This is a genomic window from Paracoccus solventivorans, assembly GCF_900142875.1.
GTDB lineage: Bacteria > Pseudomonadota > Alphaproteobacteria > Rhodobacterales > Rhodobacteraceae > Paracoccus > Paracoccus solventivorans.
This window is the reverse complement of record NZ_FRCK01000008.1, coordinates 103,267-120,438: the sequence shown is the minus strand read 5'-3', so window position 1 is coordinate 120,438 and position 17,172 is coordinate 103,267. Positions and strand designations below refer to the sequence as shown.

The following is a 17,172-nucleotide window of genomic DNA, read 5'->3' as shown; positions in this document are numbered from 1 at the left end:
CATGCGCAACCTGTCCGATCTCAAGCTTGAAAACCTGGCTGTCACGGTGGACGACGACGGTATCGCCACGGTGTCGCTGAACCGCCCGACCAAGCGCAACGCGCTGGACGCCGCCACCATCGAAGAGCTGGTGGACGTGTTCTCGCTGCTGCCCCGCGCCGGGGTGCGCGCCTGCGTGCTGCGCGGCGAGGGCACGCATTTCAGCGCCGGGCTGGATCTGGTGGAACACTACCACGCCGACCGCAGCGCCGCGGATTTCATGCATGTCTGCATGCGCTGGCACGAGGCGTTCAACAAAATGGAATACGGCGGCGTGCCGGTGATCGCGGCGCTCAAGGGCGCGGTCGTGGGCGGCGGGCTGGAACTGGCGTCCTCGGCCCATATCCGGGTCGCGGACCAGACCACCTATTTCGGCCTGCCCGAGGGCCAGCGCGGGCTGTTCACCGGCGGCGGCGCCACCATCCGCGTGGCCGACCTGATCGGCAAGGCAAGGATGATCGACATGATGCTGTCGGGCCGGCTCTACCGCGGGCAAGAGGCGGTGGACGTGGGCCTTGCGCAATATCTGGTCGAGGATTCCGAGGCCAAGGCCTATGAGATCGCCCGCGCCGCCGCCCAGAACCCGCCGCTGTCGAACTTTGCCATCTGCTCGGCCATCAGCCACATGCAGAACATGAGCGCGCTGGACGCGGCCTATGCCGAGGCCGTGGTCGCGGGCGTGGTCAACACGCAAGAGGCCGCCAAGGCCCGGCTGGAGGCATTCGCCAAGGGCACCGCCGCCAAGGTCAAGCCGGAATGAGCATGGCCGGGACCGTCGCGCAGATCGCCGACTGGGACGACGCCTATGCCAATATCGCCCATATCCCGGGCGGCGCGGGGTTTCCCGATGCTTGGGCGCAGGCGGCCGCGGATTTCCGGGAGCGGCAGCGTGGAACCGGGGGCCAGCCCCCGGGCCCCCGGGATATTTTCGGACAGAAGAAAGAGCATCGCGATGCCGAGTTCTACCTGCCCGCCGGCCAGCCGCGCGGGATGATGGTGTTCGTCCATGGCGGCTACTGGATGAAGTTCGGGCCGTCGTGGTTCTCGCATCTGGCCGCGGGCGCGCTGGCGCTTGGCTGGGCGGTGCTGCTGCCCTCTTATCCGCTGGCGCCCGGCGCCGGCCTGCGCGAGATGCGGGACCGCATCGCCGCACAGATCGCGGCAGCGGCGGGCGAGGTTTCCGGGCCCATCGCGCTTTGCGGCCATTCCGCGGGCGGGCATCTGGCGGCGCGGCTGGTCTGCGGCGACAGCCCCCTGCCCGCGCCGGTTCTGGCACGGGTGGCGCGCTGCCTCCCGATCTCGGGGCTGTTCGACCTGCGCCCTCTGCAGCTGACCGCGATGCGCGGCGACCTGGGGCTGGACGATGCGGTGGTCCGCGCGGAAAGCCCCCTGTTCCACCTGCCGGCTGCGGGGTGCGAGCTGCATCTGTGGGTGGGCAGCGACGAACGGCCGGTGTTCATCCGCCAGTCGCAGCTGCTGCAGGCCGCCTGGGCCGGGATTCCCCGGCGCACGACCCTGACCGTCGAGCCGGGCCGCCATCATCTGGACGTGATCGCCGGGCTTGCCGACCCCGCACATCCGCTGACCGAGGCGCTGCTGGGCGGGTTGTGATCGGGGGCGCCGCAGCGCCCCCTTTTTGCCCCTGGTTCAGCCGCGGGCGGCGCGGATCGAATCTTCCAGAATCCCGAGCGCCTCGTCGAACACCGCGTCGGGCACGGTCAGCGGCGGCAGGAAGCGGATGACGTTGCCGTAGACCCCGCAGGTCAGCAGGATCAGCCCCCGCTCAAGCGCCTCTTCCCGCACCCGGTTCGTCATCTCGGGGTTCGGGCGGTCGCTGCCGGCCACGTTGAACTCGACCGCGTTCATCAGCCCCGGGCCGCGGATGTCCACGATTTCCGGCACGTCGTCGCGCAAGCTTGCCAGCCGCTGCTTGAGCCGCTGGCCCAGCCGCTCGGCCCGGTCGCACAGGCCCTCCTCCTCGATGATGTCCAGCACCGCATGGGCCGCGGCCACCCCCAGCGGGTTGCCGGCATAGGTGCCGCCCAGCCCCCCGGGGTTCGGTGCGTCCATGATCTCGGCCCGCCCGGTCACCGCCGAGATCGGCAGCCCGCCGCCCAGCCCCTTGGCCATGGTGGTGATGTCGGCGCTGACGCCGTGCAGCTCCATCGCGAACAGCCGGCCGGTGCGGGCAAAGCCGGTCTGCACCTCGTCGGCGATCAGCAGGATGCCGTTGTCGTCGCAAAGCGCCCGCAGCTTCTGCATGAAGCCCGAGGGCACCGGATAGAACCCGCCCTCGCCCTGCACCGGCTCGACGATGATCGCGGCGACGCGGGCGGGGTCGACATCGGCCTTGAACAGCTTGTCGAGCGCCGCCAGCGCGTCGTCCTGGCTGACGCCGTGCAGCTCGTTGGGGAACGGCAGGTGGAAGACGTCGGGCATCATCGCCCCGAAGCCGGCCTTGTAGGGCTGGACCTTGCCGGTCAGCGTCATCCCCATGAAGGTGCGGCCGTGGAACGCGCCGGTAAAGGCGATGATCGCGCTGCGCCCGGTGGCAAAGCGGGCGATCTTGACCGCGTTTTCCACCGCCTCGGCGCCGGTGGTGGCGAAGATGGTCTTTTTCTCGAAATCGCCGGGGACCAGATCGTTCAGCCGCTCGGCCAGGGCCACGTAGTTTTCATAGGGCACGACCTGGTGGCAGGTGTGGGTAAAGCGGTCGAGCTGGTCCTTGACCGCCTGCACCACCTTGGGATGGCGGTGGCCGGTGTTCACCACCGCGATCCCGGCGGCAAAGTCGATGTAGCGCCGGCCCTCGCGGTCCCAGATCTCGGCGTTTTCGGCGCGTTCGGCATAGATCTGGGTGGTCATTCCCACCCCCCGCGAAATCGCGGCGTTCTTGCGGTCGGTCATGGTGGTCATGGCGGCTCGGCCCTCCTCCGGCTGGGGTACACGCGCCATGTTTAGAACACCTGCCGGGTTGCACAACAGCCCCCTGCCGTGACACTCAGGCGCAGCGCCGCCCGGACCCCGCAGCACCATGTTCCCGATCCGCGACCACAACCCTTCGCAAAGCCGGCCGGTGGTCACCATCGCGCTGATCCTGGCGAATGTCGCGATATTCCTGCTGACCCTGCCGCTGGACGAGGCCGGGGCCCGGCTGTGGACCGAACTGGCGCTTTACCCCGCCGCGGTCGCGCAAGGAGAGCTGCTGTGGGGGCTGCTGACCCACATGTTCCTGCACGCCGGGCTGCTGCACCTGGCCGGGAACATGCTGTTCCTGTGGATCTTCGGCGACAATCTCGAGGATCAGTTCGGGCGGCTGGGGTTCCTGCTGTTCTACCTTGCCTGCGGGCTGGCGGCCGCAGCGGCGCAGATCGCGGCCGAGTCCGATCCCGGCGTGCCGATGGTCGGCGCCTCGGGGGCGATCGCCGGGGTGATGGGCGGCTATCTGCTGCTGTTTCCGCGGGCGCGGGTGGATGTGCTGGTCATCGTAGTGGTGCTGGTGCGGGTGGTCACCCTGCCCGCCTGGCTGATGCTGGGCGTGTGGTTCGTGCTGCAGCTGGCCTCGGGCTACGCCATGGCCGGGGTGGGACCGGGCGTCGCCTATTGGGCCCATGCCGGCGGGTTCGCCGCCGGGGTGGCGCTGACGCTGGCGCGGTTCCTGTGGCTGGGCGGCCCGGGCTACTGGCGCCGCACCCACGGACAGCCGCCGCATCCGCCCAGCCAGTTCGCGCCCAGCCGCATCCCGCCGGTGCGCCGCCCCTAGCGCAGGATGCCGCGGCTCATGTGGCGCTTGCCGGCAAAGCCGGAGCTACGCGCAACCTCGAACCCGGCGGCCGCCAGCGCCCGGCGGACATGGCCCGCGGCGGTATAGGTCGCGAAGCTGCCGCCCGGCGCCGTGTGGCGGCCGATCTCGGCCAGCAGCGCATCCGACCACAGCTCGGGGTTGCGGGCGGGCGAGAACCCGTCCAGGAACCACGCATCGGCCCGCCCCGGCCACGCAGGCAGGGTTTCGCGGGCATCGCCCAGGATAACCTCGGCCGTGACCTGCCCGACCTGCAGCCCCGCCGCACCCCAGCCGGCACGCAGCTGCGCCGACAGCGCGGCAAGCTCGGGGAAGGCCGCATGGGCGCGGGCCAGCTCGTCCACCCCCAGCGGGAAAGCCTCGAAACTGGTGAAGCGCACCGGCACCTCGGCCACCTGCGCCAGCGCCAGCAGGTTCAGCCCGGTGCCGAACCCGGTCTCGGCCACGTGGAACCCCGGGCGCAGCCGCTGCGGCAGCTCGTTGCCGGCCAGGAACACATGCCGCGTTTCCGCCAGCCCCCCGGCCAGGCTGAAATACGGGTCGTCGAAGCCGTTCGAGACCGGGACCGCGCCCCGCCATTCGATCCCGCCCTCACGGGGCATCTTTTCGTCGCCGCCCATAAGCGTTACCCCCTCGTGCCGACAAATCCTGATGACGGGGGACGACGGCCATGGCAAGACATCTGACGGTGGTCGGCGCCGGCATCTTCGGGCTGTGCTGCGGCTGGGAACTGGCGCGGCGCGGGGCGCGGGTGACGGTGATCGAGGCCGAGCGTATCGGCGCGGGCCCCAGCGGCGGCACGGTCGGCGCACTTGCCCCCCATGCGCCGGGGGCGTGGAACCCCAAGAAACAGACCCAGCTCGAGGCGCTGATCGCGGCGGAAAGCTGGTGGCAGGCGGTGCGCGATGCCGGCGGTGCCGATCCCGGCTATGCCCGCAACGGGCGGCTGCAACCCGTGGCCCCGGGCGCCGAGGATCAGGCACGCGCCCGTGTCGCGGCCGCGGCGCAGGACTGGCCCGCGCCCTTCCGCATGACGCTGACCGATGCACCGACGGGGGCGCTGGTGCCCGACAGTGCCTCGGGGCTGTGGCTTGCCGACAACCTCACCGCCCGGCTGTCGCCCCGCGCGGCCGGCGCTGCGCTGGCTGCCGCGATCCGCGCCAGCGGCGGCGAGATCATCGAATCCGCCGGCCGCCAGCGCCCCCAGGATCTGCCGCAGGGCGCGATCTGGGCCACCGGCGTGCAAGGGCTGGCGGATCTGGGCCGCGACCTCGGCCACAAGGCCGGCGACGGGGTCAAGGGCCAGTCGGCGCTGCTTGCCCACGCCGCCCCCGATGCGCCGCAGGTGTTCGCCGAGGGGCTGCATGTGGTCCCGCACGCCGACGGCACCACCGCCATCGGCTCGACCAGCGAGCCGGGACACGAGGATACCGCCACCGACGAGCAGCTGGATACGCTGATCGCCCGCGCCCGCGCGCTGTGCCCGCAACTGGCCGGGGCCGAGGTGCTGGAACGCTGGGCCGGCATCCGCCCCCGCGCCGCCAGCCGCGCGCCGCTGGTCGGCCCCTGGCCCGGCCGCCCCGGAAATTTCATCGCCAACGGAGGCTTCAAGATCGGCTTCGCCATGGCCCCCGCCGTCGCCGAGATGCTGGCCGATCTGATCCTCGACGGCACCGACCGCATCCCGACAGGCTTCCGCCCCGGCTGATCCGGCAAGGGCTTCTTTCTGGCCCAAATACCCGACTTGGGGCACCGCACGGGCCGCCCGGCACCACCGCCGGGCCCCCGCACGAATGGGCCTCACATCGCCCGCAGCTGCTCCAGCGCCGCGCGGGTGCGGGCGATTTCCTCGTCCAGCGCCGCCAGCTTGCCGCGGGTCTCCTCGATCACCTCGGCGTCGGCATTTTCCACGAAGCGCGGATTGCCCAGACGGCCGCGCAGGCCGCCGGCGTCCTTTTCGCTGCGCGCCAGCGATTTTTCCAGCCGCGCCGCCTCGGCACTCGCGTCGATCACCTCGCCGATGGGCAGCGCGAAGGACGCGCCCGGCGCCGCCACCGCGATCATCCCGCGCCCTGCCGTGCCGTCCACGGGCGCATTCACCCGCGCCAGCCGCTCGATCAGCGGCGCGTTCGCCGCCAGCGCCTCGCGCGCGGCCGCATCCGCCTGGGTCACGATCAGGTCGAGCCGTGCCGCCGCCGGAACCCCCATCTGCGCGCGGGCCGAGCGGATATCCTCGATCAGCCCGATCACCCAGTTCATCTGCCGGTCGGCACCGGTGTCGATCAGCTCGGCGCCGTATTCGGGCCAGTCGCCATGCACCAGCATCCGGTCGCGGGTGCCGGTCAGCGCCCAGATTTCCTCGGTCACGAACGGCATCACCGGATGCGCCATGGTGATCGCCTGCTCGATCACCCAGCGCATGGTGGCGCGGGTTTCCTCGGCGTGTTCGCCGTCGAACAGGGGCTTCGCGAACTCGACATACCAGTCGCAGAGCTTGCCCCAGATGAAGCCGTAAAGCCCCTGCGCCGCCTCGTTGAAGCGATAGCCCGCCAGCGCGTCGTCCAGCGCGATCCGCGCCCGCGCGGTCTCGCCGATGATCCAGCGGTTCACGGTGTGGGCGGGCTGCGGCCGGCCTGCGGGCGCGGCGAACACCCCGTTCATTTCCGCAAACCGCACTGCGTTCCAGATCTTGGTGACGAAATTGCGGTTCGCCTCGACATGCTTCGGGCCCAGCTTGGGGTCGCGGCCCATCGCGGCCATGCTGGTCAGGGTAAAGCGCAGCGCGTCGGCGCCATAGGCGTCGATCAGCTCCAGCGGGTCGATGACGTTGCCCTTGGACTTGGACATCTTGGCGCCTTTTTCGTCGCGCACCAGCCCGTGGACATAAACGGTGCGGAAGGGCACCTCGCCCACCACCGCCAGCTGCATCATCATCATCCGCGCCACCCAGAAGAAGATGATGTCGAAGCCGGTGATCAGCGTGTCGGTCGGAAAATATTTCCGCAGCTCTTCGGTATCCTCGGGCCAGCCCAGCGTGCCGATCGGCCACAGCCCCGAGGAAAACCACGTATCCAGCACATCCGGGTCGCGCCAGACCGGATAGACCAGCCGGGTCGGGTCCTGCGTCAGGTTATAGTCGGCCAGCGCCTGCGCGAAGGCATCCACCGCCGCCTCGCGGTCGGCGACCTCGATCACGCGGCAGACCTGCAGCGGATGCGGCAGCCCGGCGATATCGGCGCGGAAGGCCTCGACCAGATCCTCGAAATGGGCGGCGGCGTGATGCAGGTCGCCCGCCCTCACCAGCTGGTCGTCATTGAGCAGCCGCAGCAGCTCGATCGGGCTCAGCGCGTCGTCGCCCTCGTCGTCGGTGAAGCTGTCGGCGGCCAGGTTCAGCCCGTACCACACGGGGATCTGGTGCCCCCACCACAGCTGGCGCGAGATCGTCCAGGGCTCGATGTTTTCCAGCCAGTGGAAATACACCTTTTCATGCTGTTCCGGCAGGATGCGGGTGCGGCCGTCGCGCACGGCGTCGATGGCGGGCTGCACGATGGCGGCGGTGTCGACGAACCACTGGTCGGTCAGCATCGGCTCGATCACCACGCCCGAGCGGTCGCCAAAGGGCTGCATGATCTTCTTGCGCTCGACATAGGGGTTGCCGTCGGCGTCGGTGACCGCCAGCCCCTCGGCGTTGATCGCGGCGACCACGCGGGCGCGGGCCTCCAGCCGGTCCAGCCCGCGCAGATCCTCGGGGACGAGGTTGACCGCGGACACGTCGCCCACATTCACCCCGGCCGCGGCGCGGGTCGCGATGGCGGCGGATTCCGCATAGGACAGCCCATCGCTGCGCATCCGCGCCCGCCCGTCCATCAGCGCATACAGCGGGATGCCATTGCGCAGCGCCACGCCATAGTCGTTGAAATCATGCGCCCCGGTGATCTTGACCGCGCCCGAGCCGAAATCGGGGTCGGGGTAATCGTCGGTGATGATCGGGATCAGCCGGCGATGCGCCTGCGGCCCCACCGGAATCTCGCACAGCTTGCCGACGATGGGGGCATAGCGGGCGTCACCCGGATGCACCGCGACCGCGCCGTCGCCCAGCATGGTTTCCGGGCGAGTGGTGGCGATCGAGATATAGTCCCGGGTCTCGCGCAGGGTCACGTTGCCGTCGGCGTCGCGCTCCACGTATTCATAGGTCTCGCCCCCGGCCAGCGGGTATTTGAAATGCCACATCTGGCCGTCGACCTCGCGGCTTTCGACCTCGAGGTCCGAAATCGCGGTCTCGAAATGCGGGTCCCAGTTGACCAGCCGCTTGCCGCGATAGATCAGCCCCTTGTCGTACATGTCGACAAAGACCCGGATCACCGCGTCGTGGAAATTGCCCTGTTCGCCCGCGGGCGCGCCGGGGGCGCCCGACATGGTAAAGGCATTGCGCGACCAGTCGAGGCTGGCGCCCAGCCGCTTGAGCTGGCCGATGATGGTGCCGCCGGACTGCGCCTTCCAGTCCCAGACGCGGCGCAGGAACTCCTCGCGCCCCATCTCGGCGCGGATGGGGTTGGCGGGGTCTTTCGCAAGCTCGCGTTCGACCACCATCTGGGTGGCGATGCCGGCGTGGTCCTGTCCGGGCTGCCACAGCACGTCAAAGCCGCGCATCCGGTGCCAGCGGGCCAGGATGTCCTGCAGCGTGTTGTTCAGCGCGTGGCCGATATGCAGGCTGCCGGTGACGTTCGGCGGCGGGATCACCATGGAAAACGCGGGCTGCCCCGGCTTGGCGTTGGCACCGGCGGCAAAGGCGCCGCCATCCTCCCACGCTGCCGCGATGCGGGCCTCGGCGGTGGCGGCGTCGAAGGTCTTTTCCATGCTCATGCGTCAGGTCCCCTTGCTTGGTCCACGCAATAGCGTGCGCGCGGGCCGAGGCCAAGGGATCAGGGCAGGTCCGCGGCCGGCGGAATCGGGTGCAGATGCCGCCAGGGCCGGGCCTCGTCCACCGCCCGCGCGACCGAAGGCCGCGCCATCAGGCGGCGGAAATATCCGGCCAGCACCGGCAGCTCTGCGGGGATCGGCTGCAACCAATGCGCATAGAACAGCGCCGGGGCGGCGGCGCAGTCGGCCATGGAAAACCCCGCCCCCGCGGCCCAGTCGCGCCCGGCCAAGCGGGTGTTCAGCCAGCGATAGGTGGTTGCCAGATCCTGCCGCCCGCGTTCCACCCGCGCCGGGCTGCGCTGGTCGGGCGGTGCCAGCGCGTCGGCGACCGCCGCCTGCATCGGCCCCTGCACCCACAGGTCGAACACCCGGTCCATGAACCGCAGTTCCAGCGCGTCCGGCGGCACCAGCGGCGCCGGTCCGGGATGGGCGCGGTCCAGATACTCGATGATGATCGAGGATTCCGCGATTACCCGGTCCCCATCCTGCAGCACCGGGAACCGCGCCAGCGGCCACAGCTCGGCCAGCGCCGCGCGCTCTTCGGGCAGTTCCAGCCGCACCAGCCGCGGCTGGAACGCGGTGCCGTTTTCGTAAAGCGCGATCAGCACCTTCTGGCAGAAGGACGAAAACGGGTGCATCCACAGGGTCAGGGTCATTCCGGCGCCCCGTCCTGGGGGGCGAAATGCGCCATCTGGGCAGCGTGGGCGCGGGCGAATGCAGGCCGCGCGGTTGCCCGCGCCACATAAGCCGCGAGCGCCGGATATTCAGCCAGCGCGCCCGCGTCGTTCACGATGCGCAGCACGTCGGCCATGATCAAATCGGCGGCGCTGAAGCCTTCGTCCAGCAGCCAGTCGCGGCCGGCCAGCACCGTCTGCATCTGCCCGAGCCGCACGTTCATCTGCGGGACCGCCTTGCCGGTAGCGGCCTCGTCGCGCTGAAAACGCGCGATCAGCCACGGAAAGATCCAGCTCTCGACCGAGTTCAGCGCCGCGATCACCCATTGCGTGACCTCGGGTTCGCGGTCTTGCGGCATCAGCACCGCCGAGCGCCCGGCCAGATACAGCACGATGGCGCCGCTTTCGAACAGCACAAGCCCGCCGTCACGCAGGATCGGCACCTGCGCAAAGGGCTGGCGCGCGACATGATCGGGCGTGCGCGGGTCCAGTGGCACGGTCTCGACGCGATAAGGCAGCCCGGCTTCCTCGCAGGCCCAGCGGACCCGCAGGTCGCGGACATAGCCGCGCGCCGCCTGCGGCACGCGGTCAAAGGTGGTGATGGTCAGCATCCCGCCGCCTCAGCGTGGCCCGACCACGGCGAACCATGCGCCCTGCGGGTCGGTCGCCACCGCGATGAAGGCGCCGCCGGGGACCTCTTGCGGGCCATGGGCCACCCGCCCGCCCGAGGCGGTGATGCGGGCGATGGCGGCGTCCACGCCGTCGACGCCGAAATAGGGCAGCCACGCCGGCTGCGGCGCCTCGCCCAGGCCCATCACCGCGCCGATGTCGGTGCCGCCGCGGCGGAACAGCTGGTAGATGCCCATCTCGCCCATGTCCATCGCCTGCCCCTTGGTCCAGCCGAACAGGGAGGAATAGAACTCGAACCCCGCCTCGGGGTCCCGGGACATCAGCTCGATCCAGTTGCCGTGCCCGGCCTTGCGCTGGTTGAAGGCGCCGCCTTCGCGGGCCTTGCGCAGCTCGGCCTCGGACATGCTGCTCATGTCGGGTTGCAGGATGCCGAACACCGCCCCCTGCGGGTCGGTGGCGACGGCAAAGCGGCCGGTGCCGGGGATGTCGGCCGGCCCCTTCAGCACCGTGCCGCCGGCGGCGGTGATCAGCTCTGCGCTTTGGTCGCAGTCGTCGACGGCAAGGTAGATGGTCCAGTTCGGCGGCGGCGCGCCCGCCTGCCGCTCCAGCGCCATCATCCCGGCCACCATGTCGCCATCGGCCTGCGCCAGCAGATAGGTGAAGCCCTCCATCCCCGCATCGGCGATCTGCCAGCCCAGCACCTCGGCGTAAAAGCGCCGGGCGCCGTCCAGATCGCCGGTGCCCAGCTCGAACCAGCAGGGGTTTCCGTGAAAATCCGTCATGGTGCCCCCCTCAACCGCGGTCGCTGTCGAAGATCGGGGCAAAGCCGCCCCATATCATCCGCTGCCCGTCAAAGGGCATGTCGGGCATCTCCTGCCCCTGCATGGAGGCCTCCATCGCCTTGCCCGCGGCCTCGCAGGTGGCGCGGTCGGGCCAGGCGGTCCAGGAAAACACCACCACCTCGCCGTCCTCGGCCTCGACGGCGCGATACATGTCGGTCAGCTTGCCGCGGAGCACGTCCTCGCCCCAGGTCTCGAACGTGCCCATGCAGCCGTTGGGGGCGAACATCTGCTCATGCGCCTCGCGGGCCATGCTGGCATAGGCCTCGCGCTTGTCGGCAGGCACCGCCAGCAGGAAGCCCTGGAACCAGCCCGCGCCGCGGTCGGTGCCGTCGGCGGTCAGCGGTGCAAAGCCGCCGAAGATCATGCGCTTGCCGTCGAACGGCACCTCGCCCATCCGCTCGGGGAAGCTTTCGTCCGCCATCATCCGCTGGAATGCCGCGTCGCAGGTGGCGCGGTCGGGCCATTCCATCCAGGAAAACACCGGCACCTCGCCCTCTTGCGCCTGCACGGCGCGATAGAAGTCGGTGCGTTTGCCGTGGGGGACGTCCTCGCCCCAGGTCTCGACCATCCTGGTGACGCCCTGTTCGCGCATGAGCGGCCATGCGCGGCGGACATGTTCCAGATAGGCGTTGCGGTTCGCGGCCGGAACCGCAGCCACCGAGCCGCTGTAATAGGTCATGGCTGGTCCTCCCTTTGTCTTTCTACGCTGCCACAGTGCTTGCATTTTGCAAGCGAGAAATTGTAAAGCAGAACAAGAGAGAAAGGGGACCGGCAGGAAATGGCTGACCGCAAGACCTATGGCGAAGGCTGCCTGGCCGCCCATGCGCTGGACCTGATCGGCGACCGCTGGGCGCTGTTGATCGCGCGCGAGCTGATGCTGGGCCCCAAGCGATTCGGCCTGATCCGCGCCGGGCTGCCGGGCATCGCCACCAACATGCTGGCCCGCCGCCTGGAAGAGATGGAAGCCGCCGGGCTGCTGACCCACCGCACCCTGCCCGCCCCCGCCAACGCCCCGGTCTATGAGCTGACCGCCCACGGGCTGGGGCTGCGCCCGGTGCTGCTGGCGCTGTGCCAGTGGGGGGTGGCGGTACCGGGCCACGACCACCGGCTGCCGATCAGCCCGACCTCGCTGATGCTGTCGATGGAATCGATGCTGCGGCCCGGGCCGGGGGACCTGCTGCACGCCGGGTTCGACATGGGCGCCGAGATCTTCTCGACCACGCTGACGGGCGCCGGAATGCACACCCGCCGCAGCGACCGCCCCGAGGGCGATGCGATCTTTCGCGGCCCCGCCAACGCCATGGCCATCGCCGTCTATGGCCCGGCGCCGCTGGCGCAGCTGGTGGCGCAGGGGCTGATCGGTTTCGACGGCAACGAAGCACTGGGGCAGGCGGTCATCGACCGTTTCCGGCTGGGTCCGCCGGGCGAGGGCTAAAGCGCCCGGTCCAGCTTGGTCGACAGATGCACCAGGCTTTCCGACGACCGCACCCCGGGCAGATTGCCGATCCGGTCCAGCACCTCGTCCAGTTCCGTGGTCGAGGCGCAGCCCAGCTGCAGCAGCAGATCCACCCGGCCGCTGGTGGTATGCACCCGCTCGACCGCCGGCATCGCCCGCAGCCGCGCCAGAATCGCCGGCTGGGCGCGCGGCTCGATCGTCAACATGCAGGTGGCGCGGATGCGGGTGACGCGCGCGGCCTCGCCCAGGCGCAGCGTGTAACCCGCGATGGCGCCCGAGCTTTCCAGCCGTTCCAGCCGCGCCTGCACGGTGGAACGCGCCAGTTTCAGCCGCCGCGCCAGCACCGCCACCGACATGCGCGCATCCTGTCCAAGCTGCGCAATGATCGCGCGGTCGGTGTCATCCATGGTTTTCGTCGTCTTTTCGCCGGTGGTTCCGGTCATTTTAACCGAGCCCACGCGACAATCCATCCTTTCAATCGCAATATTTGCGCCCCATAGGGCGCGTCTCGCGTTGTGCGGTGGTATACCCCGGTCAGGGAACGAAAGGATTGCGCATGGGACTGAGCGAAGGCCAGCTGGCCGTGACCGTCTGGGACAACCCCGCCGAGATCATCCGCAGCCTGCAACCGGAAAACCCGGTGCTGGTCTTTGCCCCCAGCGTGCTGCAGCAGCGCGCGCGGGAATTCATCGCCGGCTTCCCCGGGCTGGTGACCTATGCGGTCAAGTCGAACCCCGACGCGGCGGTGATCCGCAATCTGGTCGCCGCAGGGATCACCGGCTTCGACGTGGCCTCGCCGTTCGAGATCGACCTGATCGGCCGGCTCGCCCCCCACGCAGCGCGGCATTACCACAACCCGGTGCGTTCCCGCGCCGAAATCGCCCATGCGGTCGCCGCCGGCATCAAGGCGTGGTCGGTGGACAGCCGCAGCGAGCTGGACAAGCTGTTCGAGCAGGTCCCCCCCGAGGGCTGCGAGATCTCGGCCCGCTTCAAGCTGCCGGTGCCGGGCGCGGCCTATGATTTCGGCTCCAAGTTCGGGGCCACGCCGGAACTGGCGGCCGAGCTGCTGCGCGAGGTGGCGGCGCGCGGCTATGTGCCGTCGCTGACCTTCCACCCCGGCACGCAATGCACCGACCCGGCCGCCTGGGAACAATATATCCGCACCGCGGCCGAAATCGCCGCCATGGCCGGCGTGACCCCGCGACGGCTGAACGTCGGCGGCGGGTTTCCGTCCTGGCGGGTGCGCGGGGTGGAACCCGACCTGCGCGCGATCTTCGACCTGATCCGGCGCACCACCGCGCAGGCCTTCGGCCATGACGCGCCCACGCTGGTGTGCGAGCCCGGCCGCGGCATCTGCGCCGACGCCTTTGCCATCATCACCCGCGTCAAGGCGGTGCGCGACGGGCAGGCGGTGTTCTTGAACGACGGCGTCTATGGCGCGATGAACGAGCTGCCGGTGATCGGCAACCTCGACCGCATCGAGGTGCTGACGCCCGAGGGCGAGCCGCGCGGCGAGAACGGCCCCGGCCGGGTGGTCTTTGGCCCGACCTGCGATTCGGTGGACCGGCTGCCGGGCGAGGTCTCGCTGCCCGAGAACATCGCCGAGGGGGACTACGTCATCTTCCACGGCGCCGGCGCCTATTCGGTGGTGACCAACACCCGCTTCAACGGTTTCGGCGAGCTTGCCCAGATGACGGTGCGCCGCTTCTACTAGGGCGCCCGGAATTGCCGCTCGGGTAAACCGAATCGCAATCTTCCGGGTTGATGATGGGATCATGCCGCTGCACCGCCCGCCCATCGCCCATGTCGTCCTGCTGGACGGAACCCTCGCCTCGCGCCGCGGGCGGCGGGCGACGCATATCGCCACGATCCGGCGGCTGGTGCTGCGGGCCGGCTCGCAGCGCGGGCCGGATGCCGGGCCGGGCAGTGGACTGGGCGGCGAACCGGGCGGACAGATGCCGGTGCGGGTGCATTACGGGCGCGGGCTGCAATGGGACGACTGGCGCTCGGTGATGACCGGCCGCGGGATCGAGGATCGCATCGCCACCGCCTATGGCTGGCTGGCCAGCAGCTGGCGTCCGGGCGACCCGATCTTCGTCTTCGGCTATTCGCGGGGCGCGTTCGCAGCGCGGTCGCTGGTCGGGATGATCGCCCGGGTGGGGCTGCTGCGCCCCCGCCATGCGACGGAACGCAACATCCGCGTCGCCTGGCGCATCTATCGCGACGGAGCCTCGGACGCGGTGCGCGCCGGGCTGCGCCGGCGCTGCCACCCGCAGGTGCCCGTCGACATGCTGGGGCTGTTCGACACCGTGGCAGCGCTGGGGGTGCGGCTGCCGCTGCTGTGGATGCTGACCGAGGGCAGCCACCGCTTTCACAACCACGGGCTGGCGCCGCATGTCCGCTTTGGCGCCCATGCGCTGGCGCTGGACGAAACCAGGGCGGCGTTCTTTCCGATCCTCTGGGCCGACCACCCGAAAGGGCGGGTCGAGCAACGCTGGTTCCGCGGCTCTCATGCCGATATCGGCGGCCAGCTGGACGGGTGCGAGGAATGCCGGCCGCTGGCCAATATCCCGCTGATCTGGATGCTGGAAAAGGCTGCGGCGCAGGGGCTGCCGCTGCCGCCGGACTGGCGCGAGGGGCTGGCGACGGACGTCACCGCGCCCTCGATGGGGACCTGGTATCGCTGGGGGCGGGTGTTCCTGCTGCGCGCGCCGCGCACCGTCGGCACCGCAGGCGACCGGCTGCACGAATCGGTGCCGCTGCCCTATGGCGGCCCGGCGCTGGTCATCGACCCCGAACGGATCCGCCGCAGTCCGCGCGGCGCGCCCGAGCGCGCGCGCACCCGCTTCGGCGGCCGGCTGCGGGCGATGCGCCACCGGCTGCGGCGCCGGTCCGGGGCAAAAGCGGCCGAGACCGCCGCGCCCTCGCCCGATCAGGCGACCTGAGCCTGCCGCGCCTCGATCCCCAGCGCCTTGCAGACCGCCAGCGTCATGTCGGGGCGGTTGACGGTGTAGAAATGCAGCCGCTCCACGCCGCCCTCGATCAGCCGCCGGCACAGCCCGGCCGCCATGTCGATGGCCAGCGCCCGCTCGCCCTCGGGGCCGGCGGCGGCAAAGGCCTCGTCCGCCCATTGCGGGACCGAGGCGCCGCAGCGCGCGGCAAAGCGTTTGGCGCCCGCCCAGCTTTGCACCGGCAGGATGCCCGGGATGATCGGCGCCGCGATCTCCGCCGCGTCGCAGGCGTCGCGAAAGCGGAAATACACGTCCGCGTCAAAGAAGAACTGGGTGATGGCGCTGCTGGCGCCCGCGTCGATCTTGCGCTTCAGCCAGCTCACGTCGGCGGCGGTATCCGGGCTTTCGGGATGCGGCTCGGGGTAGGCGCCGCAGCGGATGGTGAAGCCGCCGCGCGCGGCGATGGCGCCGATCAGCTCGACCGAATCCGCAAAACCCTCGGGGTGCGGGCGAAAGCGGTCGGCCCCCTGCGGCGGGTCGCCGCGCAGCGCCACGATTTCCGTCACACCCGCGGCGGCATAGTCGTCGACGATTTGCATGGTTTCGGCCCGGGTCGCCTCGACGCAGGTCAGATGCGCCGCCACGTTCAGCCCATAGTTCGACGCCAGCGCCGTCACCGCCTCATGCGTCAGTTGCCTTGTGGTGCCGCCCGCGCCATAGGTGACCGACACGAAATCCGGCCCCAGCGGCGCCAGCGCATTCGCGGTTTCCCACAGCTTGAAGGACTGGTCGAGGTTCTTCGGCGGGAAGAACTCGAAGCTGATGCGGGGGGCGGTGAGGGTCATGGGCGGGCTTCCTTTCGCAGCCCTTGTGCCACGCGGCGATGCGTGAGACAAATTCAACTTACACAAGTTTCACATGAATCCGATGCATCTTGAACTGCGCCATCTGCGGACGATCCGCGCCATCCATGACCAGGGCGGGCTGGCCCGCGCCGCCGAGGTGCTGAACATCACCCAGTCGGCGCTGTCCCATCAGGTGCGCGCGCTGGAGGAACAGGCCGGCACCACGCTGTTTCTGCGCCAAAGCAAGCCGATGCGCCTGTCCCCCGCCGGGCTGCGGCTGCTGGCGCTGGCCCGGCAGGTGCTGCCCATGGTCGAGGCCGCCGAGGCCGAGATCCGCGGCGTGACCCAGGGCCGCGTCGGCCGGCTGCATATCGCCATGGAATGCCACGCCTGTTTCAACTGGCTGCTGCCGGCGCTGGACGCGTTTCGCCACGGCTGGCCGCAGGTCGATATCGACGTGCGCGCCGGGCTGGCCTTCACCGCGCTGCCGGCGCTGGTGCGGGGCGAGGCCGATCTGGTGATCTCCTCGGACCCCGAGGAATTGCCGGGGGTGATCTTCGAGCCGCTGTTCGACTATCAGCCGCTGTTGGCGGTGGCCGCCGCCCATCCGCTGGCCGGGCGCGACTTTGCCGAGCCCGCCGATCTGGCGACCGAGACCCTGATCACCTATCCGATGGACCGGGCGCGGCTGGACGTGTTTTCCCATTTCCTCGGCCCCGCCGGGGTGCAGCCGGCGGCGGTGCGCGAGATCGAGCTGACCGACGTCATCCTGCTGCTGGTCGCCTCGGGGCGGGGGGTGGCGGTGCTGCCCGACTGGGTGATGCAGCGCGAGGTCGATAACCCCGACCTTGCCACCCTGCGCCTGGGCCGGCACGGCGTCACCCGCCGGCTTTATGCCGCCATCCGCGAGGAAGACCGCGACCAACCCTTCATGCAGGACATGCTGCGACTGGCGCGCGGCGCCCGGGGGGAAGCGTAGCGCCGGGGGTTTTCCACCCCCGGCCACTGCCGTG

General features: G+C 70.2%; 17 protein-coding genes. 8 read left to right on the top strand and 9 right to left on the bottom strand.

Annotated elements, in window-relative coordinates; translation table 11 throughout:
- Nucleotide 1: 1 nt before the first annotated feature.
- Complete coding sequence (locus BUB57_RS12445; protein WP_073067474.1) at nt 2-799, top strand: crotonase/enoyl-CoA hydratase family protein; 798 nt, start codon at nt 2-4, stop codon at nt 797-799.
- Nucleotides 796-1,650, top strand: coding sequence for an alpha/beta hydrolase (locus BUB57_RS12440; RefSeq protein WP_234952071.1), 855 nt, complete (start codon nt 796-798; stop codon nt 1,648-1,650). The genes BUB57_RS12445 and BUB57_RS12440 overlap by 4 nt, the downstream gene beginning before the upstream one ends.
- 36 nt (nt 1,651-1,686) lie before the next feature.
- Here the strand turns inward: BUB57_RS12440 and BUB57_RS12435 are convergent, their stop codons facing one another.
- Nucleotides 1,687-2,955, bottom strand: a complete 1,269-nt coding sequence (locus BUB57_RS12435) for a 4-aminobutyrate--2-oxoglutarate transaminase (RefSeq protein ID WP_143159718.1) — start codon at nt 2,953-2,955, stop codon at nt 1,687-1,689.
- A 118-nt stretch (nt 2,956-3,073) separates the two neighbouring features.
- On the opposite strand from BUB57_RS12435, the gene BUB57_RS12430 reads away from it, so the two are divergent.
- Complete coding sequence (locus BUB57_RS12430) at nt 3,074-3,802, top strand: rhomboid family intramembrane serine protease (RefSeq protein WP_073067470.1); 729 nt, start codon at nt 3,074-3,076, stop codon at nt 3,800-3,802.
- On the opposite strand, the gene mnmD is transcribed toward BUB57_RS12430, so the two are convergent.
- Nucleotides 3,799-4,461 (bottom strand): tRNA (5-methylaminomethyl-2-thiouridine)(34)-methyltransferase MnmC2, encoded by a 663-nt coding sequence (gene mnmD / locus BUB57_RS12425; RefSeq protein ID WP_073067468.1) that lies wholly within the window; start codon nt 4,459-4,461, stop codon nt 3,799-3,801. The genes BUB57_RS12430 and mnmD overlap by 4 nt on opposite strands.
- 50 nt (nt 4,462-4,511) lie before the next feature.
- Here mnmD and BUB57_RS12420 point away from each other — a divergent pair, with 50 nt between their 5' ends.
- Nucleotides 4,512-5,549, top strand: coding sequence for an NAD(P)/FAD-dependent oxidoreductase (locus BUB57_RS12420; RefSeq protein ID WP_073067466.1), 1,038 nt, complete (start codon nt 4,512-4,514; stop codon nt 5,547-5,549).
- 92 nt (nt 5,550-5,641) lie between these two features.
- Here BUB57_RS12420 and BUB57_RS12415 read toward each other — a convergent pair whose 3' ends face one another.
- From BUB57_RS12415 to BUB57_RS12395, 5 genes are read right to left on the bottom strand one after another with little or no spacing between them, the layout of a single operon-like run.
- Entirely contained in the window at nt 5,642-8,704 is a 3,063-nt protein-coding gene (locus BUB57_RS12415) for a valine--tRNA ligase (protein WP_073067463.1), read from the bottom strand.
- 59 nt (nt 8,705-8,763) lie between these two features.
- Nucleotides 8,764-9,417, bottom strand: coding sequence for a glutathione S-transferase family protein (locus BUB57_RS12410; protein ID WP_073067461.1), 654 nt, complete (start codon nt 9,415-9,417; stop codon nt 8,764-8,766).
- Complete coding sequence (locus BUB57_RS12405; RefSeq protein WP_073067459.1) at nt 9,414-10,046, bottom strand: glutathione S-transferase family protein; 633 nt, start codon at nt 10,044-10,046, stop codon at nt 9,414-9,416. Before BUB57_RS12405 ends, BUB57_RS12410 begins: the two co-directional genes overlap by 4 nt.
- Nucleotides 10,047-10,055: 9 nt before the next feature.
- Complete coding sequence (locus BUB57_RS12400) at nt 10,056-10,847, bottom strand: VOC family protein (RefSeq protein ID WP_073067458.1); 792 nt, start codon at nt 10,845-10,847, stop codon at nt 10,056-10,058.
- A 10-nt stretch (nt 10,848-10,857) separates the two neighbouring features.
- Nucleotides 10,858-11,586 (bottom strand): DUF1428 domain-containing protein, encoded by a 729-nt coding sequence (locus BUB57_RS12395; protein WP_073067456.1) that lies wholly within the window; start codon nt 11,584-11,586, stop codon nt 10,858-10,860.
- A 99-nt stretch (nt 11,587-11,685) separates the two neighbouring features.
- On the opposite strand from BUB57_RS12395, the gene BUB57_RS12390 reads away from it, so the two are divergent.
- The gene (locus BUB57_RS12390) at nt 11,686-12,342 is read left to right on the top strand and encodes a winged helix-turn-helix transcriptional regulator (protein ID WP_073067454.1); all 657 of its coding nucleotides are present in this window, start codon (nt 11,686-11,688) and stop codon (nt 12,340-12,342) included.
- Here the strand turns inward: BUB57_RS12390 and BUB57_RS12385 are convergent.
- Nucleotides 12,339-12,770: an Lrp/AsnC family transcriptional regulator gene (locus BUB57_RS12385; protein ID WP_073067584.1), complete on the bottom strand. Its 432-nt coding sequence runs from the start codon at nt 12,768-12,770 to the stop codon at nt 12,339-12,341. The genes BUB57_RS12390 and BUB57_RS12385 overlap by 4 nt on opposite strands.
- A 149-nt stretch (nt 12,771-12,919) precedes the next feature.
- Here BUB57_RS12385 and BUB57_RS12380 point away from each other — a divergent pair, with 149 nt between their 5' ends.
- Both BUB57_RS12380 and BUB57_RS12375 read left to right on the top strand, forming a co-directional pair.
- The gene (locus tag BUB57_RS12380) at nt 12,920-14,077 is read left to right on the top strand and encodes a type III PLP-dependent enzyme (protein ID WP_073067452.1); all 1,158 of its coding nucleotides are present in this window, start codon (nt 12,920-12,922) and stop codon (nt 14,075-14,077) included.
- Nucleotides 14,078-14,138: 61 nt separating this feature from the next.
- The gene (locus tag BUB57_RS12375; protein WP_073067450.1) at nt 14,139-15,308 is read left to right on the top strand and encodes a DUF2235 domain-containing protein; all 1,170 of its coding nucleotides are present in this window, start codon (nt 14,139-14,141) and stop codon (nt 15,306-15,308) included.
- Here the strand turns inward: BUB57_RS12375 and metF are convergent.
- Complete coding sequence (gene metF, locus BUB57_RS12370) at nt 15,296-16,159, bottom strand: methylenetetrahydrofolate reductase [NAD(P)H] (protein ID WP_073067448.1); 864 nt, start codon at nt 16,157-16,159, stop codon at nt 15,296-15,298. The genes BUB57_RS12375 and metF overlap by 13 nt on opposite strands.
- An 82-nt stretch (nt 16,160-16,241) precedes the next feature.
- On the opposite strand from metF, the gene BUB57_RS12365 reads away from it, so the two are divergent.
- A complete protein-coding gene (locus BUB57_RS12365; protein ID WP_073067582.1) occupies nt 16,242-17,138 on the top strand; it encodes a LysR family transcriptional regulator in 897 nt (298 codons plus the stop codon).
- Nucleotides 17,139-17,172: the final 34 nt, after the last annotated feature.